Annotated in this window: 17 protein-coding genes and 3 tRNA genes; 4 read left to right on the top strand and 16 right to left on the bottom strand. The window is 69.0% G+C overall.

The annotated features are described in order from the left end of the window. Positions 1–113: 113 nt before the first annotated feature. From rpoB to ACFPA8_RS00350, 9 genes are all read right to left on the bottom strand, one after another. Positions 114–3,599 carry a DNA-directed RNA polymerase subunit beta gene (rpoB, locus tag ACFPA8_RS00390; protein WP_386440494.1) on the bottom strand — a complete coding sequence of 1,162 codons (3,486 nt, stop codon included), beginning with the start codon at positions 3,597–3,599 and terminating at the stop codon, positions 114–116. Between the two features lie 494 nt (positions 3,600–4,093). After that, positions 4,094–4,483: a 50S ribosomal protein L7/L12 gene (gene rplL / locus ACFPA8_RS00385; protein WP_189039212.1), complete on the bottom strand. Its 390-nt coding sequence runs from the start codon at positions 4,481–4,483 to the stop codon at positions 4,094–4,096. 108 nt (positions 4,484–4,591) lie between these two features. Next, positions 4,592–5,131, bottom strand: a complete 540-nt coding sequence (gene rplJ / locus ACFPA8_RS00380) for a 50S ribosomal protein L10 (protein WP_386440491.1) — start codon at positions 5,129–5,131, stop codon at positions 4,592–4,594. 305 nt (positions 5,132–5,436) lie between these two features. Beyond that, complete coding sequence (locus tag ACFPA8_RS00375; RefSeq protein ID WP_386440488.1) at positions 5,437–6,327, bottom strand: SCO4651 family lipoprotein; 891 nt, start codon at positions 6,325–6,327, stop codon at positions 5,437–5,439. A 145-nt stretch (positions 6,328–6,472) separates the two neighbouring features. After that, entirely contained in the window at positions 6,473–7,195 is a 723-nt protein-coding gene (gene rplA / locus ACFPA8_RS00370) for a 50S ribosomal protein L1 (protein ID WP_386440485.1), read from the bottom strand. A gap of 98 nt (positions 7,196–7,293) precedes the next feature. After that, entirely contained in the window at positions 7,294–7,728 is a 435-nt protein-coding gene (gene rplK / locus ACFPA8_RS00365; RefSeq protein ID WP_028433846.1) for a 50S ribosomal protein L11, read from the bottom strand. 160 nt (positions 7,729–7,888) lie between these two features. Next, positions 7,889–8,791, bottom strand: a complete 903-nt coding sequence (nusG, locus tag ACFPA8_RS00360) for a transcription termination/antitermination protein NusG (RefSeq protein WP_386440482.1) — start codon at positions 8,789–8,791, stop codon at positions 7,889–7,891. A gap of 70 nt (positions 8,792–8,861) precedes the next feature. Beyond that, the gene (gene secE / locus ACFPA8_RS00355) at positions 8,862–9,143 is read right to left on the bottom strand and encodes a preprotein translocase subunit SecE (protein ID WP_386440479.1); all 282 of its coding nucleotides are present in this window, start codon (positions 9,141–9,143) and stop codon (positions 8,862–8,864) included. Positions 9,144–9,249: 106 nt separating this feature from the next. Beyond that, positions 9,250–9,322, bottom strand: a tRNA-Trp gene (locus tag ACFPA8_RS00350). Between the two features lie 180 nt (positions 9,323–9,502). On the opposite strand from ACFPA8_RS00350, the gene ACFPA8_RS00345 reads away from it, so the two are divergent. Together ACFPA8_RS00345 and ACFPA8_RS00340 are read left to right on the top strand one after the other, a co-directional pair. Next, entirely contained in the window at positions 9,503–10,741 is a 1,239-nt protein-coding gene (locus tag ACFPA8_RS00345; protein ID WP_386440476.1) for a pyridoxal phosphate-dependent aminotransferase, read from the top strand. A 189-nt stretch (positions 10,742–10,930) separates the two neighbouring features. Beyond that, entirely contained in the window at positions 10,931–11,950 is a 1,020-nt protein-coding gene (locus ACFPA8_RS00340; RefSeq protein WP_386440473.1) for an adenosine deaminase, read from the top strand. Between the two features lie 287 nt (positions 11,951–12,237). Here the strand turns inward: ACFPA8_RS00340 and ACFPA8_RS00335 are convergent, their stop codons facing one another. The 6 genes from ACFPA8_RS00335 to ACFPA8_RS00310 form a co-directional block, all read right to left on the bottom strand. Further along, positions 12,238–13,293: a UDP-N-acetylmuramate dehydrogenase gene (locus tag ACFPA8_RS00335; RefSeq protein ID WP_386440470.1), complete on the bottom strand. Its 1,056-nt coding sequence runs from the start codon at positions 13,291–13,293 to the stop codon at positions 12,238–12,240. An 85-nt stretch (positions 13,294–13,378) separates the two neighbouring features. Further along, positions 13,379–13,813, bottom strand: a complete 435-nt coding sequence (locus ACFPA8_RS00330; RefSeq protein WP_386440467.1) for a MaoC family dehydratase — start codon at positions 13,811–13,813, stop codon at positions 13,379–13,381. A gap of 4 nt (positions 13,814–13,817) precedes the next feature. Next, the gene (locus ACFPA8_RS00325) at positions 13,818–14,297 is read right to left on the bottom strand and encodes an FAS1-like dehydratase domain-containing protein (protein WP_386440464.1); all 480 of its coding nucleotides are present in this window, start codon (positions 14,295–14,297) and stop codon (positions 13,818–13,820) included. Between the two features lie 113 nt (positions 14,298–14,410). Next, entirely contained in the window at positions 14,411–14,575 is a 165-nt protein-coding gene (gene rpmG / locus ACFPA8_RS00320) for a 50S ribosomal protein L33 (protein WP_003948671.1), read from the bottom strand. Positions 14,576–14,665: 90 nt separating this feature from the next. Beyond that, positions 14,666–14,738: transfer RNA gene (locus ACFPA8_RS00315), tRNA-Met, on the bottom strand. 47 nt (positions 14,739–14,785) lie between these two features. Then, positions 14,786–14,858, bottom strand: a tRNA-Thr gene (locus ACFPA8_RS00310). Between the two features lie 243 nt (positions 14,859–15,101). Here ACFPA8_RS00310 and ACFPA8_RS00305 point away from each other — a divergent pair. Together ACFPA8_RS00305 and ACFPA8_RS00300 are read left to right on the top strand one after the other, a co-directional pair. Beyond that, the gene (locus ACFPA8_RS00305) at positions 15,102–16,637 is read left to right on the top strand and encodes an amidohydrolase family protein (protein ID WP_386440459.1); all 1,536 of its coding nucleotides are present in this window, start codon (positions 15,102–15,104) and stop codon (positions 16,635–16,637) included. 88 nt (positions 16,638–16,725) lie between these two features. Further along, complete coding sequence (locus ACFPA8_RS00300) at positions 16,726–17,397, top strand: NAD(P)H-binding protein (protein WP_386440456.1); 672 nt, start codon at positions 16,726–16,728, stop codon at positions 17,395–17,397. A gap of 113 nt (positions 17,398–17,510) precedes the next feature. On the opposite strand, the gene ACFPA8_RS00295 is transcribed toward ACFPA8_RS00300, so the two are convergent. Then, positions 17,511–18,413: a YihY/virulence factor BrkB family protein gene (locus tag ACFPA8_RS00295; protein ID WP_386440453.1), complete on the bottom strand. Its 903-nt coding sequence runs from the start codon at positions 18,411–18,413 to the stop codon at positions 17,511–17,513. Positions 18,414–18,672: the final 259 nt, after the last annotated feature.

Below are 18,672 nucleotides of genomic sequence, written 5' to 3'. Positions count from 1 at the left end.
CTCAGGGTTGTGTCGATGAATGGTCTGAACGGGGTTTGGAGGCCGGAGCCTCCAGGCCCCCAGGGCCGAGGGGGAGGCCGGAACGCCTGGTGGTCGCGTCCCGGCCAAGCCCGTCAGACCTCTTCGACGCTGCTCGGCTCACGCCGGGACAGGTCGATACCGAGCTCCTCCGCCGCGCGGAAGACGTCTTCGTCGGTGTCACGCATCTCGATGGACATGCCGTCCGAGGACAGCACCTCCACGTTGAGGCAGAGCGACTGCATCTCCTTGATGAGCACCTTGAACGACTCAGGAATGCCCGGCTCGGGGATGTTCTCGCCCTTGACGATGGCTTCGTAGACCTTCACCCGGCCGGTGACGTCGTCGGACTTGATGGTGAGCAGCTCCTGCAGCGCGTACGCGGCGCCGTACGCCTCCAGGGCCCACACCTCCATCTCACCGAAGCGCTGGCCACCGAACTGGGCCTTACCACCCAGCGGCTGCTGGGTGATCATGCTGTACGGGCCGGTCGAGCGGGCGTGCAGCTTGTCGTCGACCAAGTGGTGCAGCTTGAGGATGTACATGTAGCCGACCGAGATCGGGTCCGGGAAGGGCTCGCCGGAACGGCCGTCGAACAGGTGGGCCTTGCCGGAGGGCAGCACCATCCGGTCGCCGTCCCGGTTCGGGACCGTGGCCTGGAACAGGCCGGTGATCTCGTCCTCACGCGCACCGTCGAAGACAGGCGTGGCGACGTTCGTACCCGGCTCGACGTCGTCCGCGCCGATCTGCTGCAGACGCCGCGCCCATTCCTCGTCGATGCCCGCGACGTTCCAGCCCTGGGAGGCGAGCCAGCCCAGGTGGATCTCCAGCACCTGTCCGGGGTTCATCCGGGACGGGACACCGAGCGGGTTGAGGATGACGTCGACCGGGGTGCCGTCCTCCAGGAACGGCATGTCCTCGACCGGGAGGATCTTGGAGATGACGCCCTTGTTGCCGTGACGGCCGGCGAGCTTGTCACCGTCGGTGATCTTGCGCTTCTGCGCCACGTAGACGCGCACCAGCTGGTTCACGCCGGGGGGAAGCTCGTCGCCCTCTTCACGGTCGAAGACGCGGACGCCGATGACCTTGCCGGTCTCGCCGTGCGGCACCTTCAGAGAGGTGTCGCGGACCTCGCGGGCCTTCTCACCGAAGATCGCGCGGAGCAGCCGCTCCTCCGGGGTCAGCTCGGTCTCACCCTTCGGGGTGACCTTGCCGACCAGGATGTCGCCGGCCTCGACCTCGGCGCCGATGCGGATGATGCCGCGCTCGTCCAGGTCGGCCAGGACCTCTTCGGAGACGTTCGGGATGTCCCGGGTGATCTCCTCGGGGCCCAGCTTGGTGTCGCGGGCGTCGACCTCGTGCTCCTCGATGTGGATCGAGGAGAGGACGTCGTCCTGCACCAGACGCTGGCTGAGGATGATCGCGTCCTCGTAGTTGTAGCCCTCCCAGGGCATGAACGCGACCAGCAGGTTCTTGCCGAGAGCCAGCTCGCCCTCGTCGGTGGACGGGCCGTCGGCCAGCACCTGCCCCTCGACGACGCGAGAACCCTCGTCCACGAGCACCTTCTGGTTGAAGGAGGTGCCCTGGTTGGAGCGGGTGAACTTGGCGACGCGGTACGTGGTGTACGTGCCGTCGTCGTTGGTCACGGTGACGTAGTCGGCGGAGACCTCCTGGACGACACCGTCCTTGTCGGCCTTGATGACGTCACCGGCGTCGACCGCGCAGCGGTACTCCATGCCGGTGCCGACCAGCGGAGACTCGGTCTTGATGAGCGGCACGGCCTGGCGCATCATGTTCGAACCCATGAGCGCGCGGTTGGCGTCGTCGTGCTCCAGGAAGGGAATCATGGCGGTCGCGACCGACACCATCTGGCGCGGCGAGACGTCCATGTAGTCCACGTCGTCACCCGGGATCAGGTCGACCTCGCCGCCGCGGCGGCGGATCAGCACACGGTCCTCGGCGAACCGCATCTCCTCCGTGAGCGGCGCGTTCGCCTGGGCGATGACGTAGCGGTCTTCCTCGTCGGCCGTCAGGTAGTGCACCTCGTCGGTGACGACGCCGTCGACGACCTTCCGGTACGGGGTCTCGACGAAACCGAACGCGTTGACCCGGCCGTACGAGGCGAGCGAACCCATCAGACCGATGTTCGGTCCTTCGGGCGTCTCGATCGGGCACATCCGGCCGTAGTGCGACGGGTGCACGTCACGGACCTCGAAGCCGGCCCGCTCACGGCTCAGACCACCCGGACCGAGCGCATTGAGACGGCGCTTGTGGGTGAGCCCGGAGATCGGGTTCGTCTGGTCCATGAACTGCGACAGCTGGCTGGTGCCGAAGAACTCCTTGATGGAGGCGACGACCGGCCGGATGTTGATCAGTGTCTGCGGCGTGATCGCCTCGACGTCCTGGGTGGTCATCCGCTCACGGACGACGCGCTCCATACGGGCGAGGCCGGTACGGACCTGGTTCTGGATGAGCTCGCCGACGTTGCGCAGACGGCGGTTGCCGAAGTGGTCGATGTCGTCGGTCTCGATGACGATGTGGTCGCCCTCGGCCGAAGTCGACTCGGTCTCACCCGCGTGCAGCTTGACCAGGTACTTGATCGTGGCGATGACGTCGGCGGTGGTGAGCACGCCGGAGTCCAGCGACTCGTGGCCGCCGAGCTTCTTGTTGATCTTGTACCGGCCGACCTTGGCCAGGTCGTAACGCTTCGGGTTGAAGTAGAGGTTCTCCAGCAGCGTCTGCGCGGCCTCACGCGTCGGGGGCTCGCCCGGGCGCAGCTTGCGGTAGATGTCGAGCAGCGCGTCGTCCTGCCCCTGGGTGTGGTCCTTCTCCAGGGTGGCGCGCATCGACTCGTACTGGCCGAACTCCTCGAGGATCTGCTCGTTCGTCCAGCCGAGAGCCTTGAGCAGCACGGTCACGGACTGCTTGCGCTTGCGGTCGATGCGCACGCCGACCATGTCGCGCTTGTCGACCTCCATCTCCAGCCAGGCACCCCGGGACGGAATGATCTTGGCGGAGTAGATGTCCTTGTCGGACGTCTTGTCGATGGAGCTGTCGAAGTAGGCACCCGGCGAGCGGACGAGCTGCGTGACGACGACACGCTCGGTGCCGTTGATCACGAAGGTGCCCTTGCCGGTCATGAGCGGGAAGTCGCCCATGAAGACCGTCTGGGACTTGATCTCGCCGGTCTCGTTGTTGGTGAACTCGGCGGTGACGAAGAGCGGAGCGGCGTAGGTGAAGTCACGCTCCTTGCACTCGTCGATCGAGTTCTTCGGCGGCTCGAAGCGGTGGTCGCGGAAGGTCAGCGACATCGATCCGGAGAAGTCCTCGATCGGGGAGATCTCCTCGAAAATCTCCTCCAGACCGGACTTGGTCGGGACGTCGTTTCCGCTCTCCAGCGCCGCCTCGACCCGGGACTTCCAGGCTTCGTTACCGAGCAGCCAGTCAAAACTCTCGGTCTGGAGCGCGAGGAGATTGGGAACCTCGAGGGGCTCCTTGATCTTTGCAAAAGAGATACGCAGCGGTGCGGTGCTGGCGCCGTTGTTCGAATTGGCAGTCGAGGCAGTGCGCGAGGCGGCCAAGAGGGGGTCCTTCCGAGGGCTCGGACTCTCTACGCGCATACCGGTGGCCCCTGGTGACGGGCAGGGAGCAGCTAACAGGCAGCGCAAAGGGTCAGTGTAGCCACAAGGCCCACTGATGTCCAGAGCAGATTTCCGGGGACCGGATAGCTTCCCGGTCTCCGCCTCCAGCCGGTGGCAATCTCTCCTCCGGGAGGGGGTCCCCCCTTGTTGTTCATCTCTGCCGCTGCCCGTCCCGACGGCCTCGGATCGTCGGGGCGGAACGTGCTTGCCGCAACACTTCCCGCTTCGCCTTCGATCCATGCCTCGGAACACGGATCGATGTATGACGCGTCCCAGAGAATCGCGCGCCGAGTGCGGTTCGTCAAGGGCCCCACGGGCGCGGAGATCACCATACCCGCCCGTTCCGGGAGGCCGGCGAGCCTTCCTGGGACGCCGAAGGGCGACCACCCGGCTGGGTGATCGCCCCTGGCTGGAGAGTCATACGACTCGGCAGGTCACTTGACCTCGACGGAGGCGCCGGCGCCCTCGAGGGACTCCTTGGCCTTGTCGGCAGCGTCCTTGGCGACCTTCTCGAGGACCGGCTTCGGGGTGCCGTCCACGAGCTCCTTGGCCTCCTTCAGACCCAGCGAGGTCAGCTCACGCACGACCTTGATGACCTGGATCTTCTTGTCGCCGGCACCGGTGAGGATGACGTCGAACTCGTCCTGCTCCTCGGCGGCGGCGGCCTCGCCACCGCCCTGGCCCGGGGCGGCAACGGCGACGGCGGCCGGCGCGGCGGCCTCGACGTCGAACTTCTCCTCGAACTTCTTCACGAACTCGGAGAGCTCGAGGAGGGTCATCTCGCTGAACTGCTCGAGCAGCTCGTCCTGGCTGAGCTTCGCCATGATGGCGGTCCTTCCACTAGTTCGGCTGGTGCCGTGTGTATGTATCGGCGGGCTTTCGGCCCGCTGCGGCCGAGCGCGGTTGCTTACCCGGCCTCGACGGGAGCCGAATTACTCGGCACCGCCCTGCTCGACCTTGCTGCGCAGCGCGTCCGCGGTGCGGGCGAACTTCGTCAGCGGGGCCTCGAAGGTCGCCGCGGCCTTCGCCATGGACGCCTTCATGCCCCCGGCCAGCTTGGCGAGCAGCACCTCGCGGGATTCGAGTTCCGCGAGCTTCTTCAGGTCGTCGGCGCTGTACTGCGCGCCGTCGACGATGCCGCCCTTGATGACCAGGGCGGGGTTGTCCTTGGCGAAGTCACGGAGACCCTTCGCCGCCGCGACCGGGTCCCCGGTGACGAAGGCGACGGCCGACGAGCCCTGGAAGAACTCGTCGAGCTCGTTGATCCCGGCCTCGTTCGCCGCGATCTTGGTCAGCGTGTTCTTCACCACGCGGTACTGGGCGTTCTCACCGAGCGAGCGGCGCAGCTCCTTGAGCTGAGCCACCGAAAGCCCCGTGTACGCGGTGACCACTGCGGCGTTGGAGTCACGGAACTTGTTCGTGATCTCCTCAACGGCGGCGATCTTGTCGGGAGCGACCTGGTCCCTCGCCATGAGCCTCGGCCTCCTTCCGGGTGATGAGGACCGCTCGGAAGGGGCTGGAACGACGAAACGCCCCTGCGCAGGCGCATGGGGCGTGGCTCGACCGTGACGACGTGCGTGCCACGGGAGCTTCCTCATTCACCTACGCGGGTCGCCCGCAGCTAGCGGATCCTTCGGTCACCGTGCTCCTGGTTGAGCAAGATGACGACCAGCGGTCTTTGGCTTCGTATGAGATTACGCGACCGGCCCGCCAGCTCCAAATCCGCTGCCGGGCCGCCCGCGTACGGCGTCCGTCTGCCGGGCTCCCCCGGTCCGGGTCAGCTCCCCGAGCCCAGCACGTCCTCGAAGGACATGGTGTCCGAGGCCGCCGGAGCCTCGACGGTGACCTCGGTGCCGTAGTCGGTGTAGTAAGCCGTCGAGTCCAGGTCGCCGTTCGCGCCCTTGGCCGTCTCCTGCTTCTTCACGAGCAGGTCGTCACCGTCGATCCACAGGTCGACCGTCTCGGTCTTGAAGCCCTGCTGCTTCAGCTGGTCGGCGAGCTGGTCCAGCTCCTTCTCGGTGAGCTTCTTGGACTGCATCCGCGCCAGCTCGGAGACCTTGAGCGTGCCGCGGTAGTGGTCGGTCTTCTTGCCCTTGACCGTTTCCGTGCCGATCTTCTTCACCTTGCCGCTGGCCAGCAGCAGCTCCACGGAGCGAGCGGGGTTGTTGTTCTGCATCTGGTCCTTGATGAGTGCGCCCGACGGCCCTGCCTGCTCGGCGAGCTTGTCGTAGTCGTACTGCAGCCAGTGCTTGCCCTTGCCCGCCGTGGACGCGAACTCGTCGCCCATGTTGAGGTACATGGCGTCCTCCGTGTACCGGGCCGGCATGGGCTTGCCGCTCGTCGGCAGCTTCTGGGCGGCCGAGCCCTGCTGCGTGACGGTCATCTCGGCGGTGGTGCCGCCGCCGGACCAGTCGAGTGCGCCCTCGGACTTGGTGCTCATCTCGCCCTGCGGCGTGCTCTGGGTCTGCTCCGACTCGACCTTGGCCGAATCCTGCTCGTCCGTGTTCTTCGAAGCCTGCTTCAGCTCCGCGAGCACCGCCTGGGCGGGTGAGAGGTTGTCCTTGTCCGACCCTCCGCCTCCGGCGCTGTCGGAGCCTCCGCCGCAGGCCGTGAGCCCCGCCAGCAGAGCAACTGAGGCCGCAGCAGCGGCGATTCGAGCCTGACGCATGAGATCCCCCTGGTTTTGAACTTGTACTGTCAGCGCAGGAGCCTATCCCGCGCGTAGTCGGGACGCACAACGCCACTGGGCCCTGTTCTCCGCGGAGAACAGGGCCCAGTGGTCAGATCGCGCGACCGTCCGGTCCGAGCGGCGCTCAGACGGCGGCCGGGTCCTCCTCGGTGAGGAGGTTGCGGGTGCGGTTGGGGTCGACCGGGATGCCGGGGCCCATCGTCGTGGTGATGGAGGCCTTCTTGACGTACCGGCCCTTGGCGGCCGACGGCTTCAGCCGCTGAACCTCATCGAGGGCGGCGGCGTAGTTCTCGACGAGCTGGGTCTCGTCGAAGGAGGCCTTGCCGATGATGAAGTGGAGGTTCGAGTGCTTGTCCACCCGGAACTCGATCTTGCCGCCCTTGATGTCGTTGACTGCCTTGGCGACGTCCGGCGTGACCGTGCCGGTCTTCGGGTTCGGCATCAGACCACGCGGACCGAGCACGCGGCCGAGGCGGCCGACCTTGCCCATCAGGTCCGGGGTGGCGACGACGGCGTCGAAGTCCAGACGGCCTCCGGCGACCTCGTCGATCAGCTCGTCGGCGCCGACGATGTCGGCGCCCGCGGCCTCCGCGGCGGCTGCACGGTCACCGGTCGCGAAGACCAGGACCCGGGCGGTCTTGCCGGTGCCGTGCGGCAGGTTCACGGTGCCGCGGACCATCTGGTCGGCCTTGCGCGGGTCGACGCCCAGACGCATGGCGACCTCGACAGTCGCGTCGAACTTCTTCGTGGAGGTCTCCTTGGCGAGACGGACGGCCTCGAGCGGGGCGTAGAGACGCTCCCGGTCGATCTTCGCGTCCGCTTCGCGGAAGTACTTGCTGCGCTTCACTTCTGCTCCTGACAGTGGCGTCGTGCGGCGCTCGCCTCACGACGGGTACGGAGTCGTGGTCCGGGCCTGCGCGGGCCCTCCCACAGGTCTGGGGCCGGTCAGCCCTCGACCGTGACGCCCATGGAACGAGCGGTACCGGCGATGATCTTCTCGGCCTGGTCCAGGTCGTTGGCGTTCAGGTCGGGCATCTTCGTGGTGGCGATCTCGCGCACCTGGTCACGGGTGATCTTGGCGACCTTGGTGGTGTGCGGGGTACCGGAGCCCTTGTCCACGCCCGCGGCCTTCAGGATCATCTTCGACGCCGGCGGCGTCTTGGTGATGAAGGTGAAGGAGCGGTCCTCGTAGACCGTGATCTCCACGGGGATGACCCAGCCGCGCTGCGACTCGGTCGCCGCGTTGTAGGCCTTGCAGAACTCCATGATGTTGACGCCGTGCTGACCCAGCGCCGGACCGACCGGCGGGGCCGGGTTGGCGGCGCCGGCCTGGATCTGGAGCTTGATCAGCCCCGCGACCTTCTTCTTCTTGGGAGGCATGCTCTCTCCGGGTCCTTAGTGAGAGGTGATTCGCCTCCATCCGTCATCCGCATGGAGGCATACCGCACCACGATAGCCCGTACCGTGGTGCGCACTGAAACCGGCAGCTCAGACGGCCCGGAGGCCGTCCTTGTGAGCTGCCGGAAGCGGGTGGGAAGGCTCAGTTCTTCTGGATCTGGTCGAAGCTGAGCTCGACCGGCGTCTCGCGGCCGAAGATCTCGACGAGGCCCTTGACCTTCTTCGAGTCCGCGTTGATCTCGTTGATCGTCGCCTGCAGCGTCGCGAACGGGCCGTCGGTGACCGTGACGGAGTCGCCCACCTCGAAGTCCAGCACCTGGACCTCGACCTTCCGCCCGGGACCGCCCGCCGGCTTGCCCTCCTCGTCGGCCGCGGCGGCCTTGGCGGCCTTCTCCTCGGCCTCGGGGGCGAGCATCTTGACGATCTCGTCGAGGGTCAGGGGGTACGGGTCGTAGGCGTTGCCGACGAAGCCGGTGACACCCGGGGTGTTGCGGACGACGCCCCAGGACTCGTTCGTCAGGTCCATCCGAACGAGGACGTAGCCCGGAAGCTTGTTCTGCCGGACGGTGCGGCGGTCGCCGTTCTTGATCTGGACGACCTCTTCCTGCGGCACCTCGGCCTGGAAGATGTAGTCCTCGACGTTGAGGGAGACGGCACGCTGCTCGAGGTTGGTCTTCACGCGGTTCTCGTAGCCCGCGTAGGTGTGGATCACGTACCACTCGCCGGGGAGGTGGCGCAGTTCGTCACGGAGCTCGGCGACGGGGTCGACGACCTCGGGCTCCTCGGCCTCTCCCTCAGCTGCCGCCGCCTCGGCGGACTCGTCGGCCGATCCGCCCTCGGCCGCGGTGTCCTCTTCGGTCCCGCCGGCCTCGTCGGTCTCCTCGGCCTTGTCCGACTCGACGTCGACGGCGGCCTCTTCCGCGCTCACCTCGGCTGCTCCGGCGTCCGCCTGGTCCACGCTGTCGTCCGCCGCCTCGACGATGTCGCGCGCGGTGTCGTCGCCCTCTGCAGGCTCGACGGCATCGTTCAGGTTCGGATCAGACACGGTGGCTGCTTCTTCCTGGCTTCATGGATTCCAACGTACGGAAAGCGCCGCGCAGCGGGGCGTGGCGGGCTCAGCCGAAAACGTACTTGATGGCCTCGGTGAACCCGTAGTCAATCACGCTCACGAAACCGATGACGATGACCACGAAGACGATCACCACGGAGGTGTACGTCGACAGCTGCTGCCTGGTGGGCCAGACGACCTTGCGGAGTTCGGCGACGATCTGCCGATAGAACACAGCGAGGCGGCCCAAGGGGCCCTTCTTCCCACGCTTGCCCCCGCGACGGGGCCTGTCGCCTTCCGACGACCCTCCGGGCTCAGGGACCTCGGTGGTGTCCGTGATCTCCGTCACTCGTCCTCACCTGATCCGGGTCGTTGCCATGCGGCGTCCGGCCCGGCCGCACGGCGGTGCAATTCAGTACGTACGCGCACACACGCCCTTTTGACGGTGTGTGGAGCAGGGCCGGAGGGACTCGAACCCCCAACCGCTGGTTTTGGAGACCAGTGCTCTTCCAATTGAGCTACGACCCTTTGCAATTCCCCAACTTACCGCATCGGAACGACTGCTCGGTGTGTGCGCGAGCCGAGAGGAGGTCGGGGCCAACGACGTAGGAGTGTACGTGCTCCACGGCTGGGCGTCGAACACGTAATGCTGCACACACAGCGCCGTCCCCGGTGCCCGGCGCCGGGGACGTCTGGGAACATGCCCCTATGAGCGCTGCAACGCCACCTGCACAGTCCCCTACCGAACGACGCGTCTCGGCCCGCATCGGGTCGATCTCCGAATCCGCGACGCTCGCCGTCGACGCCAAGGCGAAGGCCCTCAAGGCCTCCGGGCGTCCGGTGATCGGCTTCGGCGCGGGCGAACCCGACTTCCCGACGCCCGGCTACATCGTGGACGCCGCGGCCGAAGCCTGCCGTGACACGAGGAACCACCGGTACACGCCCGCCGGCGGGCTGCCCGAGTTGAAGGCCGCGATCGCCGAGAAGACGCTCCGCGACTCCGGTTACGAGATCGAACCGGCTCAGGTGCTGGTCACCAATGGCGGCAAGCAGGCCATCTACGAGTCCTTCGCGGCTCTCCTCGACCCGGGCGACGAGGTCATCGTGCCGGCTCCTTACTGGACGACGTACCCGGAGTCGATCCGGCTCGCGGGCGGCGTCCCGGTGCCCGTCGTGGCAGACGAGACCTCCAACTACCAGGTCACGGTGGAGCAGTTGGAGGCCGCTCGCACGGAGCGCACGAAGATGGTGGTCTTCGTCTCCCCGTCCAACCCGACCGGGGCGGTCTACCCGCGGGCCGCGGTCGAGGCCGTCGGGCAGTGGGCCGTCGAGCACGGGCTGTGGGTGATGACCGACGAGATCTACGAGCATCTCGTCTACGGCGACGCGGAGTTCACGTCGCTGCCTGCCGTCGTCCCCGCCCTGCGCGACAAGTGCGTCGTCGTCAACGGCGTGGCCAAGACGTACGCCATGACCGGCTGGCGCGTGGGCTGGATCGTCGGGCCGAAGGACGTGATCAAGGCCGCGACGAACCTGCAGTCGCACGCCACCTCCAACGTGAGCAATGTCGCGCAGGTGGCCGCCGTCGCCGCGATCTCGGGCGACATGGAAGCGGTGTCCGCGATGCGCTCCGCCTTCGACCGCCGTCGCCGGACGATCGTGCGGATGCTGAACGAGATCGACGGCCTCGTCTGCCCCGAGCCGGAGGGGGCCTTCTACGTCTACCCCTCCGTGAAGGGCCTGCTGGGCAAGGAGATCCGCGGTAAACGGCCTGCGACCACCGTGGAGCTCGCGGAGATCATCCTGGAGGAGGCGGAGGTCGCCGTCGTACCGGGTGAGGCCTTCGGCACACCGGGCTACCTCCGGCTCTCCTACGCGCTGGGCGACGAGGACCTGGCCGAGGGCGTCTCCCGCATGCAGAAGCTGCTCGGCGAGGCCCGCGACTGACGCGGGAGCCGAGCCGACGGGCGGGCTGACGAGCAGCGGAGGCAGTGCGACCGAGGTCACACGTACAACGCCCGCACACACGAGGACGGTCCCCCGGTGATGGCCGGGGGACCGTCCTCGTGTTCGGGCAAGCGCTCGTTCAGGGATGGGCGGCTTCCGGGTGGCGTGCGCGTACGGCAAAATCTGTGGATGGCTGTCCGAGATCTGCACGCTCTTCCCAAGGCTCATCTGCACCTGCACTTCACCGGATCGATGCGTTCCACGACGCTGCTGGAGCTCGCCGACAAGTACGGCGTCCATCTGCCGGCGGCGCTCAGCGGCGGTGAGCCGCCGAGCCTACGGGCGACCGACGAACGCGGCTGGTTCCGCTTCCAGCGGCTCTACGACATCGCACGTTCGTGTCTGCGCTCGCCCGAGGACATCCACCGGCTCGTGCGCGAAGCCGCGGAGGAGGACGTGCGGGACGGGTCACGCTGGCTGGAGATCCAGGTGGACCCGACGTCGTACGCGCCCAGGCTGGGCGGTCTGATCCCGGCGCTGGAGACGATCCTCGACGCGGTGGACTCGGCCGCCCGCGAGACCGGGCTGGGCATGCGGCTCGTGGTCGCGGCGAACCGGATGAAGCACCCGCTCGACGCCCGTACGCTCGCCAGGCTCGCCGTGCGCTACCGGGACCGCGGCATCGTCGGATTCGGCCTCTCCAACGACGAACGCCGCGGCTTCGCCCGGGACTTCGACCGCGCCTTCGCCATCGCGCGGGACGGCGGACTGCTCGCCGCGCCGCACGGCGGCGAACTCTCCGGCCCGAGCAGTGTCCGCGACTGCCTCGACGACCTGCACGCCGCACGCCTCGGGCACGGCGTACGGGCCGCGGAGGACCCGGAGTTGATGGCGCGGCTGGCCGGCCGGAACGTCACATGCGAGGTGTGTCCCGCCTCGAACGTGGCACTCGGGGTCTACGACAAGCCCGAGGACGTACCGCTGCGGAAACTCTGGGACGCGGGCGTACCGATGGCGCTGGGCGCCGACGACCCGCTGCTGTTCGGGTCGCGTCTGGCGGCGCAGTACGGCATCGCCCGGGATGCACACGGCTTCACGGACTCCGAACTGGCCGAGCTGGCACGGCAGTCGGTGCGCGCGGCGGCGATGCCCGCGCAGGTGCGCGAGGACGTGCTGGGCGAGATCGACAAGTGGCTGGCCTCGGAGTGACTCCCGCGACGGGAGGGGAACCGGGTGTTGCGGAGCTGCACTTCACCGTGTTCGGCGCGACGGGCAGCACCGGCAGGCGGCTCATACGGCAGACGGTGGGCGTCGCCTCCTGACGGCGGACTCCGGACACGTACGAACCGGACACGTACGAAGACGACGGGCGACGGGCGACATCGGCGCCACCGGGGCGGGGGCGCATTTGAGCATTGGGCGGCGCCCCGGCGCGAAGAGGGCGGGTGCGCCGGAGCCGGCCCGTGTGCTGAGGGTTGTGAGCCGGCTCCCCCGCCTCACAACTCGCAGCCGACGGTGACCGGTTCGTTGACCAGAGTCACACCGAAGGCCTCACGGACGCCGTCCCGTACCTCCCGGGCGAGCGCCAGCAGGTCGGCTGTGGAGGCGTCCCCGCGGTTGGTGAGCGCGAGCGTGTGCTTCGTGGAGATGCGGGCGCGGCCCTTGCCGTACCCCTTCTCGAAGCCGGCGCGGTCGATGAGCCATGCGGCGGAGGTCTTGGTGCGTCCGTCGTCCGCGGGGAAGGCGGGGGCCGCGACATCGTCGCCCAGACGTTCGGCGACGCGGGCGGTGAAGGCGGTGAACTCCGCCTCGTCCAATACCGGGTTGGTGAAGAAGGAGCCCGCGGACCACGTGTCGTGGTCCTCGGGGTCGAGCACCATGCCCTTGCCCGCGCGGAGCTTGAGCACCGTCTCGCGGGCGGTCTGCGCGGAAACCCGGTCACCGGGCTCGACGCCGAGCACTCGGGCGGTCTCGGCGTACTTGAGCGGTGCCGAGAGGCCGTCGGCGTCCTCCAGTTCGAAGCGGACGCGGAGCACGACGTAGCGGGACGGGTCCGCCTTGAAGCGGCTGTGCCGGTAGGAGAATCCGCACTCCTCGTTGGAGAGGGTGACGGTCTCACCGGTGCGGCGGTCGAGGGCGACGACCTCGGTGATGGTCGCGGACACCTCCTGTCCGTACGCACCCACGTTCTGGATGGGCGTCGCGCCCGCCGAACCCGGGATGCCCGCCAGGCACTCGACACCTGCGAGGCCGGCCTCGACGGTGCGGGCGACAGCGTCCGACCAGTTCTCTCCGGCGGCGAGTTCCAGGCGCGTGCCCGAAAGCGCGAAACCGGTGGTCGCGATGCGCAGAGCTGTGCCCGGGAAGCCCTCGTCGGCGATGACGAGGTTGCTGCCGCCGGCCACGATCAGCAGCGGGGTGCCTTCGGCGTCGGCTTCGCGGACAGCCGCGATCACCTCGTCGTCGGTGGTCGCCGTACGGAGGCGGGCGGCAGGGCCGCCGAGACGGAAGGTGGTCAGCGGGGCGAGGGGGGCGTCGTGGAGTTCCTGCACGCGCTCAAGCGTACGAGAGCCCGTAAGGGGGCGCGGGCTTGGCCGTACGTCACACCCGCGCGAGCCCGGGGGCACGCCGAGCCCGTCACGCCAGCCGTACCACCGCGCGGGACATGCCCAGCACCTTCTGCCCGGCGCTGCTCACCGTCAGATCCACCCGCACTGTGCGCTGCTCGTCGTCGAGCTTGGCGGCGACCTTCCCGTGCACCTCGATCTCCGCCCCCTTGTCGTCGTCCGGTACGACGACGGGCCTGGTGAAGCGCACGCCGTACTCCACGACTGCGGCCGGGTCGCCTGTCCAGTCCGTCACCACTCGGATCGCCTCGGCCATGGTGAACATGCCGTGCGCGATGACGTCCGGCAGTCCGACCTCCTTGGCGAACCGCTCGTTCCAGTGAATGGGGTTGAAGTCTCCCGAGGCTCCCGCATAGCGGACGAGGCGCTCCCGGTCGACGGGGAAGGTGCGCGCGGGCAGTTCGGTGCCGACCTCGACGTCGGCATACGCGATCTTCGCTGACATCAGGTCACGCTCCCTTTGTCTCCGTCGCGGGCTCTTCCGCCTCGGGGCCGCGGGCCACCAGCTTGGTGTAGGCGGTGACGACGAGCTCGCCCGCGTCGTCGTGCACGTCCCCTCGCACGTCGAGGATGTCGTTGCCCGCCATCGACTTGATCGCCTGGATGGTGGTCGACACCGTGAGCCGGTCCCCCGGGCGCACGGGGCGTACGTGCACGAATTTCTGGTCGCCGTGCACGACCCGGTCGTAGTCGAGGCCCAGCTGCGGGTCCTCGGTGACCTGCCGGGCCGCCTTGAAGGTGATGGCGAACACGAAGGTCGGCGGGGCGATCACATCGGGGTGGCCCAGCGCTGCGGCGGCCTCCGGGTCCGTGTATGCCGGGTTGGTGTCGCCGACGGCCTCGGCGAACTCGCGGATCTTCTCGCGGCCCACCTCGTAGGGACGGGTGGGCGGATAGCTCCGTCCGACGAACGACTGATCGAGCGCCATGAGCGCGGCACCTCCTGAAGGCGTTTGGTGAACCGTGAGCCGGGCCGGGCGGGCACGGGGAACGACGCGAGGCCGCCCCCTGAGCCGGGGACGGCCTCGTCGAAGGGCCTGGTTCAGCGCGTCTCGCGGTGCGCCGTGTGGGCGTTGCAGCGAGGGCAGTGCTTCTTCATCTCAAGACGGTCCGGGTTGTTGCGCCGGTTCTTCTTGGTGATGTAGTTCCGCTCCTTGCACTCCACGCAGGCCAGCGTGATCTTCGGGCGGACGTCGGTGGCAGCCACGTGAGTGCTCCTTGACGGACAGATAGGCCAGAACGCAGGAAGAGTAGCCGATCGAAGGACCGAACCCACAATCGGCTACATTCGGTGAAGTAGCGGTGACCGGACTTGAACCGGTGACACAGCGATTATGAGCCGCTTGCTCTACCGACTGAGCTACACCGCCACGATGTGCGAACCCCCATCTTCCCGACGGGAGATCTCACACATCAGAGCCCCAAAACGGAATCGAACCGTTGACCTTCTCCTTACCATGGAGACGCTCTGCCGACTGAGCTATTGGGGCGAGCGGTGAAGACATTACACGCCTGACAGCCAAAGGTGAAATCCGTATCGGACCCGCCCAGGCCCCTTCCGGAGCCGTCCTCGGGCTACGCGGGCGGGGCCGTCCGGAGGTCCGGGAGGACGCCAACATCCCCTCGCACCACGTCAGTACGACTATTCGCCTCTTCCTCGCCGGGGCACGACCCGAGCCCTACTCTCGACTCACGCTGCGTGATCATGATCATCCGCCGACGTGGGGAGTGCGATGGCCGACAGCCAGCCACAGGAGCCGGGGGACGGCGACGGCCCCCGCGAGGACCCTCGTGACACCGGCGGGAAGGGCGGCTCCCGCGATGCCGCCTCCGGCGGAAGCAGTCCCGGCGGTTCCGGCCGCTCCGGCGACGCCCATGACGCCCGGGACCCCCGTGACGACCCGCGCAAGAAGGACACGGGCAGTAGGGACACGGGCAGCGAGGCCCGCAGCCGCAGCTCCGCGAGGAGGACCCCGCGGCGGAAGGGGTCCCGCGGTGCCGGGTCCAATGCGGGAAGTCCGCGGGAGGGCGGCGCCGAGAACGGCCCCGCCGCCCGGACGGTGATGCTCTGCAGCGCCCGGCTCGCCGACGGCCGTACCGTCGACGTCCGCCTGGGCGACGGCCGCATCGAAGCGGTCGGCACGGCAGGCAGCCTCGCCGAGGGCCCGCAGCCGCCCGGCGGCTCCCGCGTCGACCTCTCCGGCTATCTGCTCCTGCCCGCGCCCGCCGATCCGCACGCGCACTACGACACCGCGCTGACCGCCGTCCCGGCCGGCTCCGACGGCCCGCCCCGCAGCGCCCCCGAGGACGTGCAGCAGCGTACGACCGAGGCCGCGCTGCTCCAGCTCGGCCAGGGCGCAACCGCCACGCGGACGCACGTGCACATCGGCGATGTCGCCGGTTTGCGCTCGCTGGAGGCGGTTCTCCAGGCCCGAAGGGCGCTGCGCGGCCTCGTGGAGCTCAGCACCGTCGCGGTGCCGCGACTGCTGACGGGCGTGGCCGGGGCCGACAACCTCTCGATGCTGCGGGACGCGGTGAAGATGGGCGCCACCGTCATCGGCGGCTGCCCCGACCTCGACCCCGATCCGGCCGGCTACGTGGACGCCGTACTGGAGGTCGCCGCCGAGCACGGCTGCGGCGTCGATCTGCACACGGACGGTGACGACCCGGCGCGGTTGTCGAGGCTGGCCGCAGCGGCCGGCGGGCTGCGGCCGGGGGTGGCCATCGGGCCGTGCGCCGGGCTGGCCAGGCTGCCGCAGAAGTCGGCCGCCCGTACCGCGGAGAGGCTGGCTGCCGCCGGAGTCACCGTCGTCTGCCTGCCGCAGGGCGGCTGCGGTGTGATGGAACGTCCCTCGCCCACGCTCCCCTCCCGTACGGCGCCCGTACGGCTGCTCACCGCGGCGGGTGTCCCAGTGGCGGCGGGAAGCGGAGCGCTCCGGGACGCCGCGAACCCCGTGGGCAGGGGCGACCCGCTGGAAGCCGCTTACCTGCTCGCGTCGCACGGCGAGGCCCGTCCGGAAGCGGCTTACGACATGGTCTGCGGACAGGCGCGCGCCATGATGGGTCTTCCGGAGGTGCGGGTGGAGGCGGGCTTCCCCGCTGAGCTGCTGGCTGTGCGCGGGACGGAGGTCTCCGGGGCGCTCTCCCTCGCGTACAGCAGGATCGTGGTGCACCGGGGGCGCGTGGTGTCGCGTACGAGCGCGGTGCGCGAGTTCTGCGACTTCACGGGGACCTCCGAGTTCGACCTGCCACGCCAGTCGCAGGGCTGACGCGGGGTCACCTCACGGCGGTGCCTCTCGGGGCGCCGCCGCGGGCGTGCGGAGGTGGCCACGGCTCCGGGGGCGTACGGTCGGGTGCATGCGCACAGTCATCGCTGGAGGACACGGTCAGATCGCGCTGCGGCTGGAGCGGTTGCTCGCCGGGCGGGGAGAAGAGGTCGCGGGGCTCATCCGCAATCCCGGTCACGCCGGGGATCTGCGGGCGGCGGGGGCCGAACCCGTCGTGTGCGATCTGGAATCGGCCTCACTGGAGGAGGTCGCCTCCCACCTGGAGGGCGCCGACGCGGTCGTCTTCGCAGCCGGCGCGGGTCCCGGGAGCGGTGCCGGGCGGAAGGAGACCGTGGACCGCGCTGCGGCGGTACTGCTCGCGGATGCCGCTGAACGTGCAGGCGTGCGGCGCTACTTGATGATCTCCGCGATGGGCGCCGACGCCGGACTCGCCGAACCGCCCCCGGAGATGGACCCCGTCTTCGCCGTGTACCTGCGCGCCAAGGGAGCCGCCGACGATGCCGTACGGGCGCGCCTCGGCCTCGACTGGACGGTACTGCGGCCGGGACGCCTGACCGACGGCCCCGGCACGGGCAGGGTGCGGCTCGCCGAGAAGACCGGGCGGGACGAGGTGCCCCGCGACGACGTCGCTGCCGTGCTGGGCGCACTTCTGCACGCGCCCGGAACGGCCGGGCTGACGCTGGAGCTGATCAGCGGCGACACCCGGGTCGAGGAGGCTGTCGCGGCGGTCGCCGGCGGCTGAGCAGGGGGAGCGTCCCGTGCGGTGAGGCGGGGCGGTGTGGGTGGTGCCGCGTGCGGGGCGGTGTGGGGTGCAGTACGTACGGTCGCGTCCGGTCGCCTCCAGCACTGGAGCGGTCAACTCCGCGGCTCCGCACGCAGTTTGAGCAGCTCCGCGTTGAACTGGGCTCCGGCGAGCAGCGCGAGGTTCGACATCCACAGCCAGACGAGGAAGACGACCATCCCCGCCAGGGACCCGTACATCCGGTGATAAGTGCCCACGTGCGTCGCGTACAGCGCGAAGCCCAGGGAGGCGACGAGCCACAGCGTCACTGCGAGCGCGCCGCCGGGCACCCTGTTGCGCACGCCGCGCGTCCCGGGCGGACCGGTGCGGAAGAGGACCAGCACGAGCACTGCGGCGAGGCACAGCAGCAACGGCCATTTCGCGGTGTTCCAGGCGTCGGCGGCCACCTCGTCCATTCCGAGCAGGCCGCCGACCGTACGGGCGACCTCACCGCTGAGCACCAGTACGAAGACGCTGGAGACGAGCAGCGCGAGGAGCGCCAGCGCCGTGAGGACGATGCGCGGCAGGGTCCGCCACACGGGCCGGTGGTCCCGTACTCCGTGCATGGCGTGCAGCGCGCGGCGGAAGACGCTGAGGTAGCTGGAGGCGGACCACAGTGCTGCGGCCGTCCCGAAGACGGCGAGGAGCCAGGCCGCGGTGCGACGGCCTGCCATGTCCTGGAGCGCCCCGGCCATGAGCTCGCCGGACTCGGCGGGCAGGACGGTGGTCACACGGGCGATGAGCTGCTGCGTCGCGTCCGCGCCGGCAAGACCTGTCGCCGAGACTGTGACGAGCAGGGTCGGGAAGATCGCGAGAACGGCGTAGTAAGTGAGCGCCGCGGCCCAGTCGGTGACGTCGTTGTTCCAGATGGACACGGGCGTACGGCACAGCGCGCGACGGCAGTCGGCGGCTCTCGGCAGGAACGTGCGCGCCGGGGTAGCGCCTGGCGCCTCCTCACCGGACGCGTGTGTGGTCACTCGGCTCCTCCTCGCCCCGGCGGCCACACACCTGACAGGCGGCGCTGACAGGTGGCTCGCGGGGTCGCGTCGTGCTTCGGGTTACGGCTGGTACGCGTCTGGCCGCGGTCGCCGGGCGGGAAACATCCGGGCGTACCCGCCCTGCGGATGTGGGGTCGTGCGGACGTGCGGGGCGCGGGACGGCCGGCTCATCGGTGGCGGAGGACGACGCGCTGAGCTGAGCTCTCGAAGGCCGCCCTGACCTGCGAAGACCTCTCCG

The sequence above is a fragment of the Streptomyces ovatisporus genome (assembly GCF_042653885.1).
Classification (GTDB): Bacteria; Actinomycetota; Actinomycetes; order Streptomycetales; family Streptomycetaceae; genus Streptomyces; species Streptomyces ovatisporus.
This window is presented reverse-complemented; position numbering and strand designations above follow the sequence as displayed.

Excerpts from the sequence above, each read along its gene's own strand:
- rplL (WP_189039212.1), bottom strand. The coding sequence starts at position 4,483 with ATGGCGAAGCTCAGCCAGGACGAGCTGCTCGAGCAGTTCAGCGAGATG.
- rplJ (WP_386440491.1), bottom strand. The coding sequence starts at position 5,131 with ATGGCGAGGGACCAGGTCGCTCCCGACAAGATCGCCGCCGTTGAGGAG.
- ACFPA8_RS00375 (WP_386440488.1), bottom strand. The coding sequence starts at position 6,327 with ATGCGTCAGGCTCGAATCGCCGCTGCTGCGGCCTCAGTTGCTCTGCTG.
- rplK (WP_028433846.1), bottom strand. The coding sequence starts at position 7,728 with ATGCCTCCCAAGAAGAAGAAGGTCGCGGGGCTGATCAAGCTCCAGATC.
- ACFPA8_RS00345 (WP_386440476.1), top strand. The coding sequence starts at position 9,503 with ATGAGCGCTGCAACGCCACCTGCACAGTCCCCTACCGAACGACGCGTC.
- ACFPA8_RS00340 (WP_386440473.1), top strand. The coding sequence starts at position 10,931 with ATGGCTGTCCGAGATCTGCACGCTCTTCCCAAGGCTCATCTGCACCTG.
- ACFPA8_RS00330 (WP_386440467.1), bottom strand. The coding sequence starts at position 13,813 with ATGTCAGCGAAGATCGCGTATGCCGACGTCGAGGTCGGCACCGAACTG.
- ACFPA8_RS00325 (WP_386440464.1), bottom strand. The coding sequence starts at position 14,297 with ATGGCGCTCGATCAGTCGTTCGTCGGACGGAGCTATCCGCCCACCCGT.
- ACFPA8_RS00305 (WP_386440459.1), top strand. The coding sequence starts at position 15,102 with ATGGCCGACAGCCAGCCACAGGAGCCGGGGGACGGCGACGGCCCCCGC.
- ACFPA8_RS00300 (WP_386440456.1), top strand. The coding sequence starts at position 16,726 with ATGCGCACAGTCATCGCTGGAGGACACGGTCAGATCGCGCTGCGGCTG.